This is a genomic window from Neopoerus faecalis (assembly GCF_029218125.1).
Taxonomy (GTDB): Bacteria; Bacillota; Clostridia; order Oscillospirales; family Oscillospiraceae; genus Oscillibacter; species Oscillibacter faecalis_A.
Window position 1 is genome coordinate 459,991 of the sequence record NZ_JARFXX010000001.1, and the last position, 20,018, is coordinate 480,008.

General features: G+C 60.4%; 20 protein-coding genes. 12 read left to right on the plus strand and 8 right to left on the minus strand.

The annotated features are described in order from the left end of the window. Positions 1-84 precede the first annotated feature (84 nt). The 3 genes from PY311_RS02105 to deoC all read right to left on the minus strand — a co-directional run bounded on the left by PY311_RS02105 (position 85) and on the right by deoC (position 2,990). Positions 85-1,263: a BMP family ABC transporter substrate-binding protein gene (locus tag PY311_RS02105; protein WP_286147024.1), complete on the minus strand. Its 1,179-nt coding sequence runs from the start codon at positions 1,261-1,263 to the stop codon at positions 85-87. Positions 1,264-1,595: 332 nt separating this feature from the next. Then, positions 1,596-2,321: a purine-nucleoside phosphorylase gene (deoD, locus tag PY311_RS02110; protein ID WP_286147025.1), complete on the minus strand. Its 726-nt coding sequence runs from the start codon at positions 2,319-2,321 to the stop codon at positions 1,596-1,598. A 12-nt stretch (positions 2,322-2,333) separates the two neighbouring features. Further along, positions 2,334-2,990 (minus strand): deoxyribose-phosphate aldolase, encoded by a 657-nt coding sequence (deoC, locus tag PY311_RS02115; protein WP_286147026.1) that lies wholly within the window; start codon positions 2,988-2,990, stop codon positions 2,334-2,336. A 180-nt stretch (positions 2,991-3,170) separates the two neighbouring features. Here deoC and PY311_RS02120 point away from each other — a divergent pair, with 180 nt between their 5' ends. The 4 genes from PY311_RS02120 (at position 3,171) to PY311_RS02135 (ending at position 8,304) form a co-directional block, all read left to right on the plus strand. Then, positions 3,171-4,466, plus strand: coding sequence for a trypsin-like peptidase domain-containing protein (locus tag PY311_RS02120; protein WP_286147027.1), 1,296 nt, complete (start codon positions 3,171-3,173; stop codon positions 4,464-4,466). 246 nt (positions 4,467-4,712) lie between these two features. After that, positions 4,713-6,227 (plus strand): ABC transporter ATP-binding protein, encoded by a 1,515-nt coding sequence (locus PY311_RS02125; protein ID WP_286147067.1) that lies wholly within the window; start codon positions 4,713-4,715, stop codon positions 6,225-6,227. Further along, on the plus strand, positions 6,224-7,363 hold the full coding sequence (locus tag PY311_RS02130; RefSeq protein WP_286147028.1) for an ABC transporter permease: 1,140 nt from the start codon (positions 6,224-6,226) through the stop codon (positions 7,361-7,363). The genes PY311_RS02125 and PY311_RS02130 overlap by 4 nt, the downstream gene beginning before the upstream one ends. Beyond that, positions 7,363-8,304 carry an ABC transporter permease gene (locus PY311_RS02135; protein ID WP_286147029.1) on the plus strand — a complete coding sequence of 314 codons (942 nt, stop codon included), beginning with the start codon at positions 7,363-7,365 and terminating at the stop codon, positions 8,302-8,304. The genes PY311_RS02130 and PY311_RS02135 overlap by 1 nt, the downstream gene beginning before the upstream one ends. Positions 8,305-8,411: 107 nt before the next feature. Here the strand turns inward: PY311_RS02135 and PY311_RS02140 are convergent, their stop codons facing one another. Further along, positions 8,412-9,323, minus strand: a complete 912-nt coding sequence (locus tag PY311_RS02140) for a nucleoside recognition domain-containing protein (RefSeq protein ID WP_286147030.1) — start codon at positions 9,321-9,323, stop codon at positions 8,412-8,414. A 100-nt stretch (positions 9,324-9,423) separates the two neighbouring features. Between PY311_RS02140 and PY311_RS02145 the strand changes: the two genes are divergently transcribed. The 7 genes from PY311_RS02145 to recD2 are packed head-to-tail and all read left to right on the plus strand — an operon-like array spanning position 9,424 to position 15,350. After that, complete coding sequence (locus tag PY311_RS02145) at positions 9,424-9,714, plus strand: YabP/YqfC family sporulation protein (RefSeq protein WP_286147031.1); 291 nt, start codon at positions 9,424-9,426, stop codon at positions 9,712-9,714. Then, positions 9,708-10,916, plus strand: coding sequence for a sporulation protein YqfD (locus PY311_RS02150; RefSeq protein ID WP_286147032.1), 1,209 nt, complete (start codon positions 9,708-9,710; stop codon positions 10,914-10,916). Before PY311_RS02145 ends, PY311_RS02150 begins: the two co-directional genes overlap by 7 nt. 18 nt (positions 10,917-10,934) lie before the next feature. Beyond that, positions 10,935-11,909 carry a PhoH family protein gene (locus PY311_RS02155; protein WP_286147033.1) on the plus strand — a complete coding sequence of 325 codons (975 nt, stop codon included), beginning with the start codon at positions 10,935-10,937 and terminating at the stop codon, positions 11,907-11,909. Beyond that, a complete protein-coding gene (ybeY, locus tag PY311_RS02160; protein WP_286147034.1) occupies positions 11,909-12,406 on the plus strand; it encodes an rRNA maturation RNase YbeY in 498 nt (165 codons plus the stop codon). Before PY311_RS02155 ends, ybeY begins: the two co-directional genes overlap by 1 nt. A gap of 1 nt (position 12,407) precedes the next feature. Beyond that, a complete protein-coding gene (locus PY311_RS02165) occupies positions 12,408-12,728 on the plus strand; it encodes a Rad50 family protein (RefSeq protein ID WP_286147035.1) in 321 nt (106 codons plus the stop codon). 50 nt (positions 12,729-12,778) lie between these two features. After that, positions 12,779-13,102, plus strand: coding sequence for a hypothetical protein (locus PY311_RS02170; RefSeq protein WP_286147036.1), 324 nt, complete (start codon positions 12,779-12,781; stop codon positions 13,100-13,102). Between the two features lie 25 nt (positions 13,103-13,127). Next, the gene (gene recD2 / locus PY311_RS02175; RefSeq protein WP_286147037.1) at positions 13,128-15,350 is read left to right on the plus strand and encodes an SF1B family DNA helicase RecD2; all 2,223 of its coding nucleotides are present in this window, start codon (positions 13,128-13,130) and stop codon (positions 15,348-15,350) included. Between the two features lie 140 nt (positions 15,351-15,490). Here the strand turns inward: recD2 and PY311_RS02180 are convergent, their stop codons facing one another. Genes PY311_RS02180 through PY311_RS02190 form a run of 3 tightly spaced genes read right to left on the minus strand, consistent with a single transcriptional unit; the run spans position 15,491 to position 17,324 of the window. Further along, a complete protein-coding gene (locus PY311_RS02180) occupies positions 15,491-16,099 on the minus strand; it encodes an ABC-2 transporter permease (protein ID WP_286147038.1) in 609 nt (202 codons plus the stop codon). Next, positions 16,096-16,950, minus strand: a complete 855-nt coding sequence (locus tag PY311_RS02185) for an ABC transporter ATP-binding protein (protein WP_286147039.1) — start codon at positions 16,948-16,950, stop codon at positions 16,096-16,098. Before PY311_RS02185 ends, PY311_RS02180 begins: the two co-directional genes overlap by 4 nt. Beyond that, the gene (locus tag PY311_RS02190) at positions 16,947-17,324 is read right to left on the minus strand and encodes a GntR family transcriptional regulator (protein WP_286147040.1); all 378 of its coding nucleotides are present in this window, start codon (positions 17,322-17,324) and stop codon (positions 16,947-16,949) included. Before PY311_RS02190 ends, PY311_RS02185 begins: the two co-directional genes overlap by 4 nt. Before the next feature lie 140 nt (positions 17,325-17,464). Between PY311_RS02190 and PY311_RS02195 the strand changes: the two genes are divergently transcribed. After that, entirely contained in the window at positions 17,465-17,755 is a 291-nt protein-coding gene (locus PY311_RS02195) for a NifU family protein (protein ID WP_286147041.1), read from the plus strand. A 54-nt stretch (positions 17,756-17,809) separates the two neighbouring features. Here the strand turns inward: PY311_RS02195 and PY311_RS02200 are convergent, their stop codons facing one another. After that, positions 17,810-19,480: a ribonuclease J gene (locus tag PY311_RS02200; RefSeq protein ID WP_491066563.1), complete on the minus strand. Its 1,671-nt coding sequence runs from the start codon at positions 19,478-19,480 to the stop codon at positions 17,810-17,812. Positions 19,481-20,018 lie beyond the last annotated feature (538 nt).

Here is a 20,018-nt window from a genome sequence, read left to right on the forward strand (position 1 = left end):
CGCACACCCTTCCTTACCGTTGCGGAGGATTTACCACTTTATCGACAGTCTCGGTCTTATTTATGCTTTTGGATTTACTCAGGCTTAGCCCTTGATAGCGCCCTGATCCTCCACGGCGATGCAGGTAGCAAAGTCGGCGGGGGACTTGGTGATATCGTTGGACACGGTGAGCTCACCGTCATACATGGCCTTCACCATGGCCTTGTAATCGTCCTGCGTGAAGGTGTCGCACCACTGGGTACCGTCGCCCATGGGGATCTGGACATAGTTGGCCTCGGGATCGTCAGCGGAGACCAGGCCCAGCGTGGCGATCTGACCGGCGTACTTGCTCCAGTTATCGTTGAGAATGACATCGCTCAGCGTATCATAGGTGGTGGGATACAGACCCTTCATAGCGGAGGTGATGGTCATGCCCTCGGTCTCGGCATAGTTGGCGATGACACCGGCCTGATCGACGTCCACGCCGATGACCTTGGCGTCAGCCTTCTTGGCAGCGTCCACAGCAGAGGTGTAGATACCGCCGCCGCAGGCGAACACAACCTCAACACCGTCATGCTGATACCAGGTGTCCATCACAGCGGTGATGTCGGCATCGCCGAAGAACTGGCCGCCGTAAACATAGTTCAGCGTCACGTTCTCAGTACCGGTCTCAGCGGCAGCGGCGTCAACGCCCTGCACGAAGCCGTAGCCGTAACGGACAACAGCGGGAACAGCCATACCGCCGAGGAAGCCCAGCTTCGTATAGCCCATCTTCACAGCAGCGTAACCGGCCATGTAGCCGCACAGCTCCTCCTGATAGACTGCGCAGTACAGGTTATCGGGGACCTCAAAGCCATCGCCCAGATCGCCGGCAGAGACGTCCAGAGCGATGAACTTCACATCGGAGAACTTGGGAGCGGTCTCCACGATGGCGCCGCCGAAGGCGTAGCCGGGCATCACGATGACGTTGTAGCCCTCGTCCACGGCCTTCTCAATCATGGCCACACGGTCGGCGGTGTTGTCGCCGGCGGGCTTGAAGTAGTTGAACTCAATGCTGTTGTCCTCGGCAAATGCCTTGCAGGCCTCATAGGTGGTCTGGTTGAAGGACTGGTCGGTGATGTCGCCGTAGTCGGTGATCATGGCGATCTTGTAGGCGCCTTCGGTGGGCTCCTCAACTTGGGTGTCGCTGGTGTCATCCGTCTTGGGCTCCTCGTTCTTGCTGCCGCAAGCGACAAGGGACAGAGACATGACCAATGCCAGAGTCAATGCAAGAAACTTCTTCATTGGAATTTACCTCTTTCCGTTTGATTTTCCTTCCGCCGCCTGTGGAAGCGCGGCCGGGGCGGGTATCCGAAAAACAGATGCGCCGCGTTCGTCCGCAGTCTATGTACAGGCAAAACGGAGGACGTGGCCTTTCAGGCCGGTCTTCATTATAGCAACTTCCGTTTCGCAATGCAACCGAAATTCAAAATTGTTTTCGGTTTGGTCATATTTTTGTAAATCTGCTGTAAAAGCAGCCTGTTTTAGACAGATTCCGACAGAAAAGAAAACGTTTGCGTACACTGAAGGGACATCCCCGGCGGGACGGGGACCGTCCCGCCGGGAGAGCATACCGTTTACTGCCGTGCGCGGGCCTCCATTTTCACGGCGGCCTCCAGCGCGATTTTCATCATGTTCGTAAACGTGGTCTGACGGTCGGCAGGGGACAGCTCCTTGCCCGTTACCAGATTGTCGGAAATAGAGCAGATGGCCAGCGCCCGCTTGCCGGTATAGGCGGCGTTGCAGTACAGGGCCGCCGCCTCCATTTCCACCGCCATGACGCCCATCTTCTGATAGCGCATATTCCGTCCCGCCGCATCGTAGAACGTGTCGGAGGAGTAGAGGTTGCCTACCGGCATTTTGACGCCCAGCTCCTTTGCGCTCTCCACCGCCGCCATCAACAGGTCGAAATCCGCGATGGGAGCAAAGGAGCCGCCCAGCTCATACTGGTTGATATAATTGGAGTTAGTGCAGGCGCCCTGACCGGCCACCACGCTGCCAAGCTCCAGATCCGCCCGCAGCGCCCCGGCGGAGCCCACCCGGATGATGTTTTCTACATCATATTGGGTATAAAGCTCATAGGAGTAGATGCCGATAGAGGGCATTCCCATGCCGGAGGCCATGACGCTCACCGGCGTGCCCTTATAAAGCCCGGTGTAGCCCTGTACGCCTCGGACGTTGTTTACCAGCTTCAGCTCCGTCAGGAAGTTCTCCGCGATGAATTTGGAGCGCAGCGGGTCGCCCGGCATCAGAACTGTCTTGGCGAAATCGCCCTTGCTTGCTTCATTGTGCGGTGTTCCCATGCTGCATCCTCCTTATTTTTCCATGGCCTTCACGGCCTTGACCACCCGGCTGGTGCCAAGACGGGAGGCACCCAGCTTGATAAAGTCCTCGGCGTCCTGCAGATTGGCAATGCCGCCGGCGGCCTTGATCTTCACGTTGGGGCCGACGTGCTTTGCAAAGAGGGCCACATCCTCCCGGGTGGCGCCGCCGCCCCCGAAGCCGGTGGAGGTCTTGATATAGTCCGCGCCGGAGGCGGTGACGATCTCGCACATTTTGATTTTTTCCTCATCCGTGAGGAAGCAGCACTCGATAATGACCTTCAGCAGTTTGCCGTGGCAAGCCTCCTTCACGGCCTTGATCTCAGAGAGCAGGTCATCCCACTTCCGGTCCTTCACCCAGCCGAGGTTGATGACCATGTCCACCTCGGACGCGCCGTTATTCACGGCGTCCGTGGCCATGAAGCATTTGGCGGCGGTGGTGTCATAGCCGTTGGGGAAGCCGATGACCGTGCAGATAGGCAGCCTGCCCACCGCATACTCCGCCGCCTGCTTGACGTAGCTGGCGGGGATGCACACACTGGCGCAGCCGTATTTCATGCCGTCATCACAGATGCCGCGAATTTCGTCCCATGTCGCCGTTTGGGACAGGAGGGTATGGTCGCATTTGCTCAAAATGTCCTTCAGTTCCATTTCAAGTCACTCCTTTAGAATTCAGAATGGAAAGCGATTGATCAGCTTCATCATACCAGCTTTTCCCGCCGCTGTCTACCGCCGTGTTTCCACCTTTGCCGACAGCCCTCGCGGCTTGCAATCCCTGTCCCCGCGTGCTACAATGAGTGCTATTCCATTGAGTGAGAAGGAGCGACTTCCATGAAAAAACGTCTGCTTTCCGCGCTGTGCGCGGTGATGCTGCTTGTCTGTGCGGTCCCCATGGCCAGCGCCCAGAGCGGGGATGATACCCGCATGGCCGATGCCCTGACGGTGCTCCATATTTTGGCGGAGGAGCCTGACCGGGACCTGACCGCCCCCGCCACCCGGGCACAGGCGGCGGTGCTGCTGGTGCGCCTTTCCGGCGGTGAAAAGCACCCGGATACCGACGGGTGGTTCGCGGGCTTCCGGGATGTGCCGGAGTGGGCCCGCACCGCTGTGAACTACGCTGCCCGCCGGGGTTGGGTCTCCGGCGTCAGCAACGTGTCCTTTGCGCCGAACGGCGCGCTGAACGCCGATGCGTGGTGCGCCATGCTGCTGCGGATGCTGGGCTACACGGAAAAGGCCGGAGATTTTGAAATTTCCGATGCCGCCGCCTTTGCGTGGCGTATCGGCGTCACGGAGCGGCAGCTCACCGGCACGCTGAACTGCGGCGACCTCTATGAATCCATGTATGACGCGCTGGATTTTCCCTATAAGGGAACGGAGACCACAGTGCTGGCGCGGCTGATCGACAGCGGCGTATGCACCGCCTCCGCCGCCAATGCCCTGGGCCTTCTGAACCGGGAGTATACCGCCCGGCAGATCGCCGACCGCTATCTCTCCGCCGGGTTCCAGATGGAGATATACGAAACGGAGGAGCAGGTCCACGATGAGGTGGTGGCCTCCAACGCCAGCGGCTTTTTCATCACGGCGGACGGTCTGGCCGTGACAAATTACCACTCCATTGAGGACGCCATCAAGGCGGACATCGTTCTTCTTAACGGCGAACGCTACGGCGTGGAGCGGGTGCTCTATTACGATACCGCCATTGATATCGCAGTCATCAAGGTATCCAAAACCGCCGAGAATACCCGGCGCACCACCTCTGCCTTCAACCATTTGGAGTTGGTGGGAACGGCGGACATCCGTCCCGGCGACTCCGTATATGCCATCGGCAACCCGCTGGGGCTGGGCCTTGCCATCAGCTCCGGCATCATTGCCTCTGCCGCCCATGAGCTGGAGCGCTACGCGCTGCCCTGCGTGGTGAACTCTGCCGACATTTCCCGGGGCAGCAGCGGCGGCGCGCTGCTGAATACCCACGGGCAGGTCATTGCCGTGACCTCCGGCGCCTATACCTATGGCAACAATATGTATCTGGCTGTCCCGGTGAACCCGGTGATGACCGCCGTCCTCACCGGTCCCGGCTGGACGCTGGAGGAGGTCAAGGCCATTGAGACCGCCAAAAAGGCGGACTGAGGCGTCCTTGCCCCGCAAAACGGCGCTGCGCTTGCGCAAGGGACCCACGGAAAAGGAAAAATTACGGCCATTTCCGAAATTGCCTTTGCTTTTGCGGGAAATTATAGTATACTGGATTATGAACCGGTATGGCCTGCGGGCCATCGCCGGAGATTTCATGTGGTTTCCGTCCCCGCAGGGACTTCGCGGTGGGCCATCAAAACGGAAGGAGGGCGGTTTGACTTGGAAACTCCTTATGCCATCGAAATGCTGCATATCACGAAACGGTTCCCGGGTATCATCGCCAATGACAACATCACCCTTCAATTAAAAAGAGGTGAGATTCACGCCCTGCTGGGTGAGAACGGCGCGGGAAAGTCCACGCTGATGAGCGTTCTGTTCGGACTGTATCAGCCCGAGGAGGGCATCATCAAAAAAGACGGTGTGGAGGTCTCCATCAAGGACCCCAATGACGCCAACGCCCTCGGCATCGGTATGGTGCACCAGCACTTCAAGCTGGTGGAGTGCTTTACGGTGCTGGATAATATCATCATGGGCGTGGAGCCCACGAAGCACGGCCTGCTGCAAAAGAAGGAGGCCCGGGAAAAGGTGCTGGCCCTCAGCGAGAAGTACGGGCTGCACGTGGACCCGGACGCGCTGATCGAGGACATCACCGTGGGTATGCAGCAGCGCACCGAGATTTTGAAAATGCTGTACCGGGACAATGAGATTCTCATTTTCGATGAGCCCACCGCTGTGCTGACACCGCAGGAGATCGACGAGCTGATGCAGATCATGCGGAATTTGGCGGCGGAGGGAAAGTCCATCCTGTTTATTTCCCACAAGCTGGCGGAGATCATGGCGGTGGCGGACCGCTGCACGGTGCTGCGGAAGGGCAAATACATCGGCACCGTCAACACGAAGGACACCACGGTGGAGGAGCTTTCCGCCATGATGGTGGGCCGCAACGTCAGCTTCCATGTGGAAAAGAAGCCCGTCCAGCCCGGCGAGGTGGTGCTGGAGGTCAAGAATATGACCATGGCCTCCAAGCTGCATAAGAACAACGCGGTGAAAAACGTGTCGCTGAAGGTCCGCCGGGGCGAGATCGTGTGCCTTGCCGGTATCGACGGAAACGGCCAGACGGAGTTTGTCTACGGCCTGACGGGGCTGGAGCCCCTCAGCAGCGGCAGCATTACCCTCTGCGGACAGGACATCACCCACGCCTCCATCCGCAAGCGCAGCAAGCTGGGTATGAGCCATATCCCCGAGGACCGGCATAAGCACGGTCTGGTGCTGGATTATTCTCTGGAGAACAATATGGTGCTCCAGCGCTACTTTGAGCCGGAGTTCACCAATAAGGCCGGCTTCCTGCGGCGGGGAAATATCCGCAAATACGCCGAGGGGCTGATCGAGCAGTATGATGTCCGCTCCGGTCAGGGGCCTGTGACCATTGCCCGGAGTATGTCCGGCGGCAACCAGCAAAAGGCCATCATCGCCCGGGAGATCGACAAGAACCCGGAGCTGCTGGTGGCGGTGCAGCCCACCCGCGGTCTGGACGTCGGCGCTATTGAGTATATCCACCGTCAGCTGGTGGCCCAGCGGGACGCCGGAAAGGCCGTGCTGCTGGTGAGTCTGGAGCTGGACGAGGTCATGGACGTGCCGGATCGGATCTTAGTGATGTACGAGGGCGAGATCGTAGGCGAGCTTGACCCGAAAAAGACCACGCAGGAGGAGCTGGGCCTCTACATGGCCGGAGCCAAGAGAGATGAGGTGAAGGCATGAAACGAAACCTGCTGAAAAATGACGGTGTCCAGTCGCTCCTTGCCTCGCTGGTGTGCGTGGTGCTGGGCCTGTTTCTGGGCTACGTGGTGCTGCTGGCTATCAATCCCGCCGGCGCGGGCGAGGCCATCCTCACCGTTATCAAAAACTTCCTGACGTATAACCGCCCCTCCTCCCAGTTGAAGTATCTCGGCAATACACTGGTGAAAACGGCTCCGCTGCTGATGTGCGCACTGTCCATCCTGTTTGCCTACAAGGTGGGCCTGTTCAACATCGGCGCGGCGGGCCAATACTGCATGGGCGCGGCGCTGAGCCTGTACGCGGCGCTGGGCCTCGGCTGGGGCTGGCTGCCCTGCCTGATTGCGGCCATGCTGGGCGGCGCGGTGCTGGGCGCGATTTCCGGACTGCTGAAGTCCTACTGCAATGTCAACGAGGTTATCTCCGGCATTATGCTCAACTGGATCACGCTGTACCTTACCAATATGCTGCTGACCACGGTGAAGGAGGATACCAGCCCCTATACGCTGGTGCTGTCCACCACCAATCCCTCCGCGCTGCTGCCCTCTCTTGGCATTGGGGCGCTGTTTGACAACAATCAGTATGTGGGCCTTGCCCTTCCTCTATCGCTGGTCATGGCGCTTCTTGTATGGGTGGTGCTGGGCCGGACGAAGTTCGGCTATGAGCTCAAGGCCACCGGCTTTAATAAAAACGCCGCTAAATACTGCGGCATGGCGGAAAAGCGGAATGTGATTCTCAGCCTGATGATCTCCGGCGCGCTGGCCGGTATGGGCGCGGCGCTGCTGTACCTCACGGGCTACGAGCAGTGGCAGTGCGCCACCTCCTCCGTGCCCGCCATGGGCTTCAACGGCATTGCCGCCGCCTTCCTTGGCGGACTGAATCCGCTGGGGACGGTGCTGGCCTCCTTCTTCATCCAGCATATCACCGCCGGCGGCGCTTATGTGGATAAGACCATGTACTGCGCCCAAATCTCCGATCTGATCTCGGCTATTATCATCTATCTCTGCGGCTTTGTGCTGTTCATGAAGTACGCCATGAACGCCTCCATCGCAAAACGGGAGGAAAAGGCGATTCAAAGGGCGAAAGCTGCGGAAGCTGACGGGAAGGGAGGCGATCAGTAATGACACTGCTGCTGCAATATACGCTGATTTTTGCCTCCGTGCTGATTTTGGTGGCGCTGGGCGGCTGCTTTGCCGAGCACTCCGGCGTCATCAATCTGGGCCTTGAAGGCATCATGATTATGGGCGCGCTGGGCGGCGCGCTGACCATGCGCTATCTCCCATCGGACGCACCGGCTATTGTCATTATCCTGTCGGTCATTCTGGTGGCTGCGGCGGTGGGAATGCTGTATTCCTGTTTGCTGGCGGTGGCCTGTATCAACTTCAAGGCGGACCAGACGCTGGTGGGTACGGCGCTGAACCTGCTGGGTACTGCCGGGGCCACCGTCATTGTCAAGGCCATCAACACGGCGGCCAACCCCGACGATGTATCCTCCATCATCCAGTATGCCGCACCGAAAAAGGCGTTTACCGTGAACCTCGGCTCCTTTGAGTTCAGCTGGTTCATGCTGGTAACGGCCCTGCTGCTGGCGGCGTCCTACGTGCTGCTGTACAAGACCCGCTTCGGCCTGCGGCTCATGGCCTGCGGCGAGCACCCCCAGGCGGCGGACAGCGTGGGTATCAACGTGTATAAAATGCGCTGGGCCGGTGTGCTGATCTCCGGCTTCCTCGGCGGCATCGGCGGCATCGTGTTCATCACCGCCGGCGTGTCCGAGTGGCGGTTTGAGTATGGCGTGGCGGGCTTCGGTTTCCTGTCTCTGGCAGTGATGATCTTCGGCCAGTGGAAGCCTCAGCGCATCGCGCTGGCGGCGCTGCTGTTCGGCTTTTTCCGGGCGCTTGGCAATGTCTATACCGGCTTTGCCTTCCTGAAGGCGCTGAACGTTCCCAGCTCCGTGTACAATATGCTGCCCTATATCATCTCCCTCATTGTGCTGGCCTTTACCTCCAAGAGCTCCCGCGCTCCCAAGGCAGAGGGCATCCCCTATGATAAGGGACAGCGATAAAGCAATCAACATCAACGGCCTTAAGCCGCCCGAAGGAAATCCCTTCGGGCGGCTTTTGCTATGAAATCCGGTTTTGAAGCGCCGCAGTCAGCGGTGCTTTTTTGCTGTCAAAGCAGCCACAGGGAAAGAGGGACCGCCAGCGCGGCGGAGAGGAGCCCCTGCATCAGCTTGCCAAGTACACAGGGCCGCAGCGGAAGGTCGGTGCCATCCAAAATGGCGGCGGTCTGGCACAGAACAGACAGCCCGCCCCACCCGGCGCAGCCCGCGGCCAGTACAAAGCCCATGCGGTCACAGTGCAAGAGCGGCGTCAGGGAGAACAGCTCCGTAACGCCCACGGTCAGCGCCGCCCAAGGTCCGGGCAGGCCCCGCAGCGGCGCGGCCAGCACGTAAAAGAGCGTTACAAACGCGCAGACGGACAGCATCCCGGAGGCGGAATCCCGCACTGCCGACACAAAGGCGCCGGAGAGGGAGGGGGCCTGAAAGGAAATAGCCGGCGGAACGCTGCGGCGGTCAGTGCCGTGTCCTTGAAGCAGCAGTCCCGTCAGCAGCGCGGCGGCAATATGAAGGAGCCATAGCCACAGTCCCGCCCGGACGCTGCCGAACACGCCCACGCCCAGCACACTGATGAGAAACACGGGGTTGGAATTGTTGCAGAACGTCAGCAGCCGCTCCGCCTCGGCGCAGGTCAGCGCGCCAGAGGCGTACAGCTCCGCTGCTGTCCGGGCACCGATGGGATAGCCCCCCACCAGCCCCAGAAGCAGCGCGGAGGAGGCACAGCCGGGCAGCCGGAACAGCGGCGCCATCAGGCCAGCCGTATGAGGCGCCAGCCATTGACCGAAGCCCAGACGCACCAGCAGGGCGGTGACGGTCATGAAGGGGAACAGGGACGGAATCACCGTCCCGGCGCAGAGGGTCAGGGCCTTGAGCGCCTCCAGCCGAAGGCGGGCGGCGTCCGCCAAAAACCAGAGCAGTACGCCGCACAGCACCAAACAGGCATCCGCCCGGTATCCCTTTTTCATCTCCATCACCCATGGGAGACTATGCGCCCCGCAGCGGCCTTATGCGGCGGGACAGGCAAGGAACGCCCCGGCGGCGCATAGAGTTTTTCGAGGTGAGAACATGGAAAAAAGACGGGAGCAGGGCGGCGTGCTGGGCAGCGTGGCGGAGCTTTTCGATTTGCCGGCGGATGTGGTGGCGGGACTGCCCCGGCTGGAGCTGGTGGGGAACCGGGAGCTGTATCTGGAGGGCCACACCGGACTTTTGCGCTACAGCGACACCGGCATTGACGCCAACACCGGCTTCGGCGTGCTGCGTGTCAGCGGCCAGCGCCTGACGCTGCTGGCCATGACCGGGGAGGAACTGCGAATCGGCGGGCTGATCGACCGCGTGGAGTGGGTGACGGGATGCTGAGAGAAATTATCAACCGCCTGCGGGGGCAGGTGCGGCTGCGGGTGCGCTGTCCCTACCCGGAGCGGGTGCTGAACGTGTGCTCCGCCCGAAATCTGGCCTTCTGGGACCTTACGTGGGAGGATGCGGAGACCTTCACCTGCCGCATTTCCCGGAAGGATTTCCACCTTTTGCGGCAGGCGGCGGAAAAGCTGGACTGCAGGCTGGAGGTGGTGGGCCGGGAGGGCGTACCCTACGCGCTGGCGCGGCTCCGGCGGCGTCAGGCGTTGGCGGTGGGAAGCATTGTGTGCGGTATGGCGCTGGTCATCGGCTCGTTTTTTATCTGGGATATTCAGATCACCGGCAACGAGACCGTGCCGAAGGAGGCCATTTTACAGGCATTGGAGCATAACGGCGTGACGTTGGGGCGCTTCGGTATGAGTTTGGACGGGGAGGACATCCGCAACCACGTTCTGCTGGAGCTGCCGGCGCTGAGCTGGATCAACGTCAACGTTTCCGGCTGTCGGGCCAAGGTAGAGGTGCGGGAGCGGCGTCCCGCCCCGGCGCTGCTGGACCGCCGGGAGCCGTGCAACCTTGTGGCGCGGCGGGACGGACTGGTGCTGCGGGTGCAGGCGTTAGGTGGCACGGCGGCGGTGTTGCGGGGAATGTCGGTGACAAGGGGGCAGCTTCTTATCTCCGGTGTAGAGGACACGGCCCCCTACGGCGCACGGCTGACCGCCGGACTTGGCCGGGTAGAGGGCCGGACCTGGTATACGCTGACCGCCAACGTGCCGCTGACTGAGGCGGCCAAGCGGTACACGGGGGAGGAAAAGCGGCTCCGCTCATTGATTTTCGGTACCCGGCGGATAAAATTCTTTTCAAACAGTAGCATTGACGCCGGTAAATGTGATAAAATGACCGTAAGAACTCCTGTGTGCGTGTTCGGCCTCCCGCTGCCGGTGACGCTGGAAACGGAAACGCTCCGCTTTTACGAAACGGAGATCGTGGCCTGTGACCCGGCACAGCGGCAGGCGGAGACCGGCGCCGTATTGGAGCAGTATCTCCACAGCCTTGTGGACGCCTACGGCACCGTGACCGCCGCGCAGGTATCCTCCCGCGTCCGGGGCGATGTCCTGACGGTGACGCTGACGGCGGAGTGCCGGGAGGAACTGGGGACGCGGGTTCCCATTTATACAACCGAAGAACCGGGCGGAGCGCCCGGATAGAGCGATAGGAGTGAGTCCATGGAACAGAGAATCAGCATTGAGCGAATGGAGCAGGCCGTCAATATTTTCGGCTCCTTTGATGAGAACATCCGCCTGCTGGAAAAGGAATTTAATGTGACGGTGACCAACCGGGACGGCGAGCTGCGGATCAGCGGCGAGGCCGAGGACGTAATGCACGCCGCCAAAGCGGTGCAGGCCATGCTGACACTGTCCTCCCGGGGGGAGGCCCTGGGGGAGCAGAACGTTCGCTATATCATCGACATGGTCCGCACCGGAAAAGAAGAACAGATCAGCGAACTGGCGGGGGATGTGCTGTGCATCTCCGCCAAGGGCCGCCCGGTAAAGCCAAAGACCATCGGCCAGAAGGAATATATCCAGTCGGTGCTGAAAAACACCGTTACCATCGGCGTTGGCCCCGCCGGTACCGGCAAGACGTATTTGGCCGTGGCGGCGGCGGTGCAGGCGTTCCGGGAAAAGCAGGTGAACCGCATCATCCTCACCCGGCCCGCGGTGGAGGCCGGCGAGCGGCTGGGCTTCCTGCCCGGCGACTTGCAGAGCAAGGTGGACCCGTACCTCCGGCCGCTGTACGATGCTCTTTTTGATATGCTGGGGGCGGAGACGTACCAGAAGTATCTGGAGCGGGGCAATATCGAGGTAGCGCCCCTTGCCTATATGCGTGGCCGGACGCTGGATGACAGCTTCATCATTTTGGACGAGGCCCAGAACACCAGCCGGGAGCAGATGAAGATGTTCCTGACCCGGCTGGGCTTCGGCTCCAAGATCGTCATTACCGGTGACGTCACCCAGATCGACCTGCCGGACGGTAAAGCGTCTGGACTGCGGGAGGCTATGCGGGTGCTGAAAAATGTGGAGGGCATCGGTATCTGCGAGCTGACTAACGCCGATGTAGTGCGCCATGTCATGGTCCAGCGCATCGTCCGGGCTTATGAGAGCTACGAAAACGCCAAAAACGGCGGAAAGGGGAAAAAGTGATGGCAAAGCGGCACTATATTCCCATCACCGCCGATGTGCCGGGGGTGAACGATTCCCAAAGGGCGTTTATCCGCAAGGTCATCCGCACCGCCCTTGCGGCGGAGGGGGTGGACTTTCCCTGCGAGGTGGACGTGCTGCTGACCAATGACACGAATATCCACCAGATCAATTTAGATATGCGGGAGGTAGACCGGGCCACGGATGTGCTGAGCTTTCCGGAGTTTGAGCTGACCCCCGGTGAGCTGCCTGGAGCGGAAGATGCCGACCCCGGCACCGGACTGGTGCCGCTGGGGGATATGGTGATCTCCATGGAGCACGTGGCGGCGCAGGCCAAGGAGTACGGCCACTCCAACCGCCGGGAGCTTGCGTATCTGGTGGTGCATTCCGTGCTGCACCTGCTGGGCTATGACCATCTGGACGAGGGTCCGCAGAAAAAGCAGATGCGGGGGAGAGAGGAAGCTATATTGGCAGAACTGGGGATCACCCGGGAGGACTGATATGGGAAAATTCGCGTTATATACGATTGGGTTCGCTTTGCTTGCCTGTGTGCCGGCGATACTGTTGGCAGGGATGTTCAGCGGCGGCGGGGGAGATGTCGCACCATTTTTGCTGGGGATGCTGGCGGTGGGAGCCGTTTTGGCGGGAGCCGTCTGTCTGAAGGACAAGCTGGATCGAATGGAGGAAACGCTGAAAGCGGTGTCCAAGACCCTCCAAGAGGTCAAAACAGAATTGGAAACAGTGAAGGGACGGCAGGAAGTCGCGGAGATCAAGCTGGATACTGTGGCGGCGAAGCTGGATACGGCCCGCGATATAGATTGAGTGTGTCACACAGGCGGAGATCTGGCCATATACTGTCCTGAGGTGATGGGATGAACGTATTTCGGGACGGCGTGATCGCCTTTTTCTCCGCCGTGGGGATGACCACGGTGGTATGGCTGCTGGCGGGAGCGGTGCTCCACGCGGGCCGGCCCACGATTCCGGGCCTTTTGTTGGTGCTGCCGGTACGGGGCGAGGCGCCGGCGCTGGAGGCGGACATAAGAGAGCTGCGCCGGGTGCAGGGGACGCTGCCGGGAGCAAGGCTTATCATCGCGGACTGCGGGCTGACGGAGGATGCCCGGGGCCTTGCCGAGTATCTGGCGGCCCGTGAGGAAAATGCCGCCGTAACCGCCGGGCCGGATATCCGGCTGGAATGAAAAGAGAGAACGAAAGAGGCATACCATGGAGGAACTGATCTGCCGGGAGGGCACGGTACATAGCGTTATTTTTCAAAACGCCGAAAATGGATATACGGTCCTTCGCCTGCTCACCGAGGAGGGGGAGATCGTCACCGTTGTGGGGTGCATCCCCTGCGTGGCGCCGGGGGAGCACCTGACCGTCACCGGCACATGGGAGACCCACCCCCAGCATGGGGAGCAGCTCCGTGCGGAGGAGCTGGAGCGAAGCCTGCCGGAGGAGGAAGACGAAATTTTAGCGTACCTGTCCTCCGGCATCTGCAAGGGCGTCGGTCCCGCCACGGCGCGGAGCATCGTGGAGCGCTTCGGCCTTGATACGCTGGACATTCTGGAAACGGAGCCGGAGCGGCTCCAGATGATTCGCGGCATCACCGCGAAAAAGGCCATGGAGATCGGCGCGATGTTCCGTCAGCACATGGGGCTGCGGCGTCTCATGGAATTCCTCTCCCGGTATCAGCTCCCGCCGGTGCTGGCTATCCGGCTGCGGCAGCAGTATGGGGACGGTGCGCTGGAAATGGTGCGGCGGAACCCTTACCTGCTGTCGGACGATGTGTGCGGCGTGGATTTTTCCGTAACGGACACCATGGCGCTGTCCATGGGCTTTGCGGAGGACTGCGGTGAGCGGCTCCGGGCGGCCGTGACTTTTGAGCTGACGTTCAATGAAAATAACGGCCATGTGTTCCTGCCACGGGACAAGCTGCTCTCCGCCACCTGTCAGCTTTTGGACTGCGGCTTGGAGCAGGTGGAGGCGGCGCTGGACGCGCTAACGGAGCAGCACGCCGTGGTCATCGAGCACATCGCCAATGTGCAGGCGGTGTATCTCCGGCGGCTGTGGGAGGCGGAAAGCTCCGCCTGTGCCCGGCTGCTGGCGCTGCTGGACATGGACGCGGACCAGAGCCGGTACGCGGAAAGGACGGTGGCGGAAATCGAGCGGGAGCAGGGCATCACCTATGCGCCCATGCAGCGGCAGGCGGTGGCGCTGGCGGCGAAAGCCGGCGTCATGCTCCTCACCGGCGGCCCCGGCACCGGCAAGACCACCACGGTGCGGGGCATTGTGGCGCTGTTTCAGAAAATGGGACTGAGCATTGTATTAGCGGCGCCCACGGGTCGGGCGGCCAAGCGCATGAGCGAGCTGACGGGCATGGAGGCCCAGACGATTCACCGTCTGCTCGGCACCACATGGAACGAAACGGCCCATCAGGTGACGTTCCAGAAAACGGAAAAGGAGCCGCTGGAGGCCGAGACCGTGATTGTGGACGAAATGAGCATGGTGGACGTGGCGCTGTTTTCCGCGCTGCTGCGGGCGCTGCGTCCCGGCACGCGCCTTGTGCTGGTGGGGGATGCCGACCAGCTCCCCTCCGTGGGCGCGGGGAACGTGTTCTCCGATCTCATCCGCAGCCGAAAAATCGAAACGGTCTTTTTGCGTGAGGTGTTCCGGCAGGCGGAGCAGTCCGCCATCATCCGCAATGCCCACCGGGTCAATCTGGGCCAGAGCCCGGAGCTTTCCGGCAATCAGGGGGATTTCTTCTTCCTCTGCCGCCGGGACGCCCAGCGGGCAGTCTCTACGGTGCTGGAGCTGTGCCGCACCCGACTGCCGGATAATATGCACATTCCGGCGGAGCAGATTCAGGTGCTTACTCCCACCCGAAAGGGCCCTTGCGGCACCGTCAATCTGAACCGGCTTTTGCAGGACGCCCTGAATCCAAAGGCCCCCGGCAAACGGGAGCTTACGTGGGGCGAGCGGGTGTTCCGGGTGGGGGACCGCATCATGCAGACCCGGAACGACTACGATGTGATGTGGGAAAAGGATGACGGTACCGTCGGCACGGGGCTGTTCAACGGTGACGTGGGCCGCATTGCGGACATTGACGCCGGGGGCGAGTGGCTGGCGCTGGATTTTGACGGACGGAAGGCCCTCTACAGCGTGGAAATGCTCAGCGAAATTGACCTTGCCTACGCTCAGACCGTTCATAAGGCCCAGGGCAGCGAGTACCGCTGTGTGGTGCTGGCGGCCATGCCCGCCGCGCCGGGACTGATGGTGCGGGGGGTGTTGTATACCGCCTTGACCCGGGCGCGGGAGCTGCTGGTCATCGTGGGGGACGACGCGGCGATTCGTTCCATGGCGGCCAACGATAAGCGGCAGAAGCGCTACTCCGGCCTGAAGTGGCGGCTGTGCCACGCCGGGGACGAGGTGGGGCAGTCCGAGTGAGCGGGGCTTTACTCTCCCCGGAAAATTCCCCGTTTGTTGCACGAGAACGTGCATCAACCCCGCAAAATTTTTCTAAAGATTAAAAAACGAACAGGAGCGCCCGCTGCAAACGGGCGCTCCTGTTTTATTTATGCACTTTTTCAGTAGCCCTCACGATAAATCTTCAGGGACAAGGGAATGGAAACGGCGGTGGCGATGATGGCAAGAACCGCCAGCACCGGCAAAGCCGGCATAACGGGAGCGGTGCTCTCGGCGTCTGCCAGCCCGCTGAGAGCGCCTGCGGAGGCAAAGACGAGAAACATAGTGAGTGCAGAGACCAGACGGGCTTTTTCCGTGCCGAAGCGGAGCATCAGCGGGATATTCAGAGCCAGCAGCAGGCACCCGATGCACAGGGCAACGAAAAGAATACGGAGAGGGAGTGCGCTGAAAAAGGCCAACGGAATGGAAAGCTGGGAGAGAATGCCTTGACTCAGCATCACAATGGCAGCGCTGGCAAGAATGAATATCCAGCCCAGCACGTATCGGCTCATGACGGCTGCTTGGTCGGAATAGGGCAGCATTCGGGTAAATTTATCCCAGCGGCTCCGCTGGTCATAGGCCATGGCGGAATAGGGGATAATGGAGCCGTAGACCACGGCCAGCAGATTCAGCCATGCCTGGGGGACAACGCCCCACGCCAGAACAATGATCGCGTAGACCCACACCTGCTTTCGCAGGACATAGAAATCCTTCAGCAAAAGTGCTTTCATTGCTTTTCTCCTTTCACCAGAGCAAGGATGATTTCTTCAATGGTGGGCTGTTCCAGTTGGAAGCCCACCGGGGCCAGCTCCCGCCGCACCAGCGCCCGGACGCCGCCGTAGGGCGTGGTTTCCATGGATACGATGGCTTCCGGCATGAGGGCCTCCGCTTGCTCCGCCGTGTCATTGAAAATGCCGTAGGTCTCCAGCAGCGCGTCCTTTTCCTCGCAGAACAGCAGCTGGCCCTCATGGAGAAAGGCAATGTAATCGCAGATTTTTTCAAGGTCGCTGAGAATGTGGGAGGAAATGAGGACGGAGTGGGTCTCATCCCGGGTGAACTCATAGAAAATATCCAGAATCTCGTCCCGCACGATGGGGTCCAGCCCGGCGGTGGCCTCGTCCAGCACCAGCAGCCTTGCCTGATGGCTCAGGGCCGCGGCGATGGTGAGCTTCATTTTCATGCCCCGGGAGTAATCCTTGAAGGCGGTTTTCTCCGGCAGGCCGAAGCGCTTGCAGTAGGCGTCAAAGGTGTCCTGCTCCCAGCGGCGGTAGGTGGCGGCCATAATGCGCCCTACCTGCGGCGCGGTCAGGGTCTCCGGAAAGCACCCCTCATCCAGCACCACGCCGATGTCCTCCCGGACAGCCGGAAAGTCCGGGGCGGCGGTGTCGGCGCCAAGGACGGTGGCCCTGCCGCTCTCCGGCCGCAGCGCGCCCATAAGAATGCGGATGAGAGTGGATTTTCCCGCGCCGTTTTCTCCCACAAGGCCGCAGATGGTGCCGGTGGGAACGGCGAGGCTTACATCCCGCAGGGCAAACTGCGGAAAGGTTTTTTGAATGTGCGACAACTCAATGGCGTTTGTCATGGTGTATCCTCCCATTTTCGGCGCAGCAGCGCGGTCAGCTCCGGCTCTGTCATGCCGCAGCTCCGGCCCAGCTCCACGGCCTCGGCCAGCTGGGCCGATAGCTGCTGGAGCTGCTGCGCCCGTACCAGCTCCAGATTTTGCTCCGCCACAAAGCAGCCCTTTCCGGCCACGGTGTTGATAAAGCCCGCGGCCTCCAGTTCATCGTAGGCCCGTTTTGTGGTGATGACGGATATTTTCAGGTCCTTGGCCAGCCCCCGGATGGAGGGCAGTGCCTCTCCCGGCGCCAGCGCCCCGGAGAGAATCTGCCGCCTGAGCTGTGCGGCGATCTGCTCGTAAATAGGCTGGCTGTCGGTATTGCGGATAATGAGCTCCATGGAATTCCTCCGTTCGTACTGTACATATACAGCATATACGGTTAAAGCCGGGATGTCAAGAGGTTTTTTCAAAATTTTCCGTGGACGGTGGCGGTGCGGCGTGGTATACTGAGCAAAAAGAACGCACAGGAGGAATGGATATGAGCGATCTGGAGCGCGTGGAGGCGGCGCTGGAGGAGAAGGTGCGGCCCGCTCTCCGGGCCCACGGCGGCGATATTGCCATCGACCGTCTGGAGGGAAAGACGCTGTATGTGAAGATGCTGGGCCAGTGCGCCGGGTGCCCCTCGGCGGACCTTACCAACGAGACCGTTGTGGAGGCGGAGCTGACCGCCGCCCTGCCGGAGGTAGTGGAAAAGGTGGCGGTGGTGCAGACCGTCAGCGATGAGCTGTGGGAGCAGGCGAAAAAGCTCCTGCGGGAGCATCACCTGTAAGCAAATGAAAAAAGCCTCCGTCTGCATAGCAGACGGAGGCTTCTATTTTTGTATTTACAGCCGGGTCACAACGGGAATGACCATGGGGCTGCGCTTGGTGTTTTTGAACAGATAGCTGCTGACAGCGGATTTCACCGCGCCTCGCAGTTCGCTGTCGTCCCGGCCGCGCTTGCGGCCGCTGACGCTGTCGGCGGCGTCCATAGCCACGTTCTGCAACTCTTTCATGAGATCGCCGGACTCCTTGACATAGATGAAGCCCCGGGTGATGATCTCCGGCGGGGAGAGCAGCGCGCCGTCCTGCGTGGCAATGGGAAGCACCACCACCACCATACCGTCCTCGGCCAGACGCTTGCGGTCCCGCATGACCACGGCACCTACATCACCCACGCCGGAACCGTCCACATACACCTCTCCGGCGGGGACGGAGTTGGCCAGCTTCATGCTCTTGCCAGTGATTTCAATGACGCTGCCGTTGTCGGCAATGGCGATATGGTTGCGGTCCATACCCATCTGCTGAGCAAGCTGGCAGTGAATCTGGAGCATCCGCTGCTCACCGTGAAGCGGGACGAAGAAGCGGGGCTTTGTCAGGGCATGGATGATCTTCAGCTCCTCCTGACAGGCGTGGCCGGAGACATGGAGCATATCGGCCCGGTCATAAATGACCGTAGCGCCCTTGCGGAACAGCTCGTTGATGACCCGGCCTACCGTGACCTCGTTGCCGGGAACGGCAGAGGCGGAAAGGATGACCTTGTCCCCCGGGCCGATCTCCACCTGCTTGTGGGTAGAAAACGCCATGCGGTACAGGGCGCTCATTTCCTCGCCCTGAGAGCCGGTGGTGACGATGACCTGCTTGTTCTTGGGCAGGCCCTTGAGCTTGTTGATGTCCACCAGCGTGTTCTTGGGGACCTTCATGTAGCCCAGCTCCGTGGAGACCTTCATCATGTTCTCCATGCTGCGGCCGGTGACAGCCACCTTCCGGCCGCACTGAGCGGCGGCGTCCAGCACCTGCTGGACCCGGTGGACATTGGAGGCAAATGTGGTGACGATGATGCGCTCGTCGCAGTTTTGGAACTGGCGCATGAACGTAGCGCCCACCACCTTTTCGGACGGGGTGAAGCCGGGACGCTCCACATTGGTAGAGTCGGCGCACAGGCACAGCACGCCCTCCTTGCCCAGTTCGCCCAGCCGGGCCAGATCAATGACCTCCCCGTCGATGGGGGTGGAGTCAATTTTGAAGTCGCCGGTGTGGACAACAGTGCCCATTTTCGTGTGGATGGCAAAGGCCACGGAGTCCGCGATGGAGTGGTTCACATGGATGAATTCCACGGTGAACTTGCCCGCCCGGACGCTTTTGCCAGCCTCCACGGTGATGAGCTTCGTGGACTTCACCAACTGGTGCTCCTCCAGCTTCAGCTTGATGAGGCCGGCGGTGAAGCGGGTGCAGTAGATGGGCATATTGATCTGCTTGAGGACATAGGGAATGGCGCCGATGTGGTCCTCGTGGCCGTGGGTGATGAACAGGCCCCGGATGCGGGATTTGTTTTTGATGAGGTAGCTGACATCGGGAATCACGCAGTCGATGCCGTACATATCATCGCCGGGGAAGGCCATACCGCAGTCCACCACGATGATCTCGCCGCCGTATTCATAGGCGGTCATGTTCTTTCCAATCTCGTTGAGACCGCCAAGGGGGATAATTTTCAATTTTTCTGCCATAGATAGAATAACTCCTTTTGATTTGAACGCCCAATGGGGCAGAATATGTACCCGTGTGCGAAAGCTCGTGTGTCCGCACAGAGGAACAGGCGCTTCAGGAGACGGGACAGAGGTAAATGGCCCATTTTAAGGGCACGGAAAATAAAGACGTCCGTTGTCCGCACAGCCCCGTTTCGCCGGCAGAGGTTCGGTTACGTCTGTCCCATTTCCTATGAAGCAAATATCTATTTGACCGCAGCGCCTCCGGCTGCGGAAAAATACAGGCAAAAAGGCTTTTTTCGCGGAAAAGCCCGAAAAAGCGGAGAAGCCGCGCTCCTCAATGCTGAATTTATTGTAGTATAGCACAGAAAACGGAATTTGTATACATAAATTTTTCCGTTAAAAGAGGGCAGCGGCGGCAGCCGCCGCAAAAGGACGGCAAATCGGAACGGAAATACAGACCTTCCAAAAACTTTTCTTTGCATTTAAAGGGAAATATGCTATACTCATTCTGTATTTTTCTGCGTATTCGCTGCCAGTGCTCCGACCAAAGCGCGCATCGAAAGCA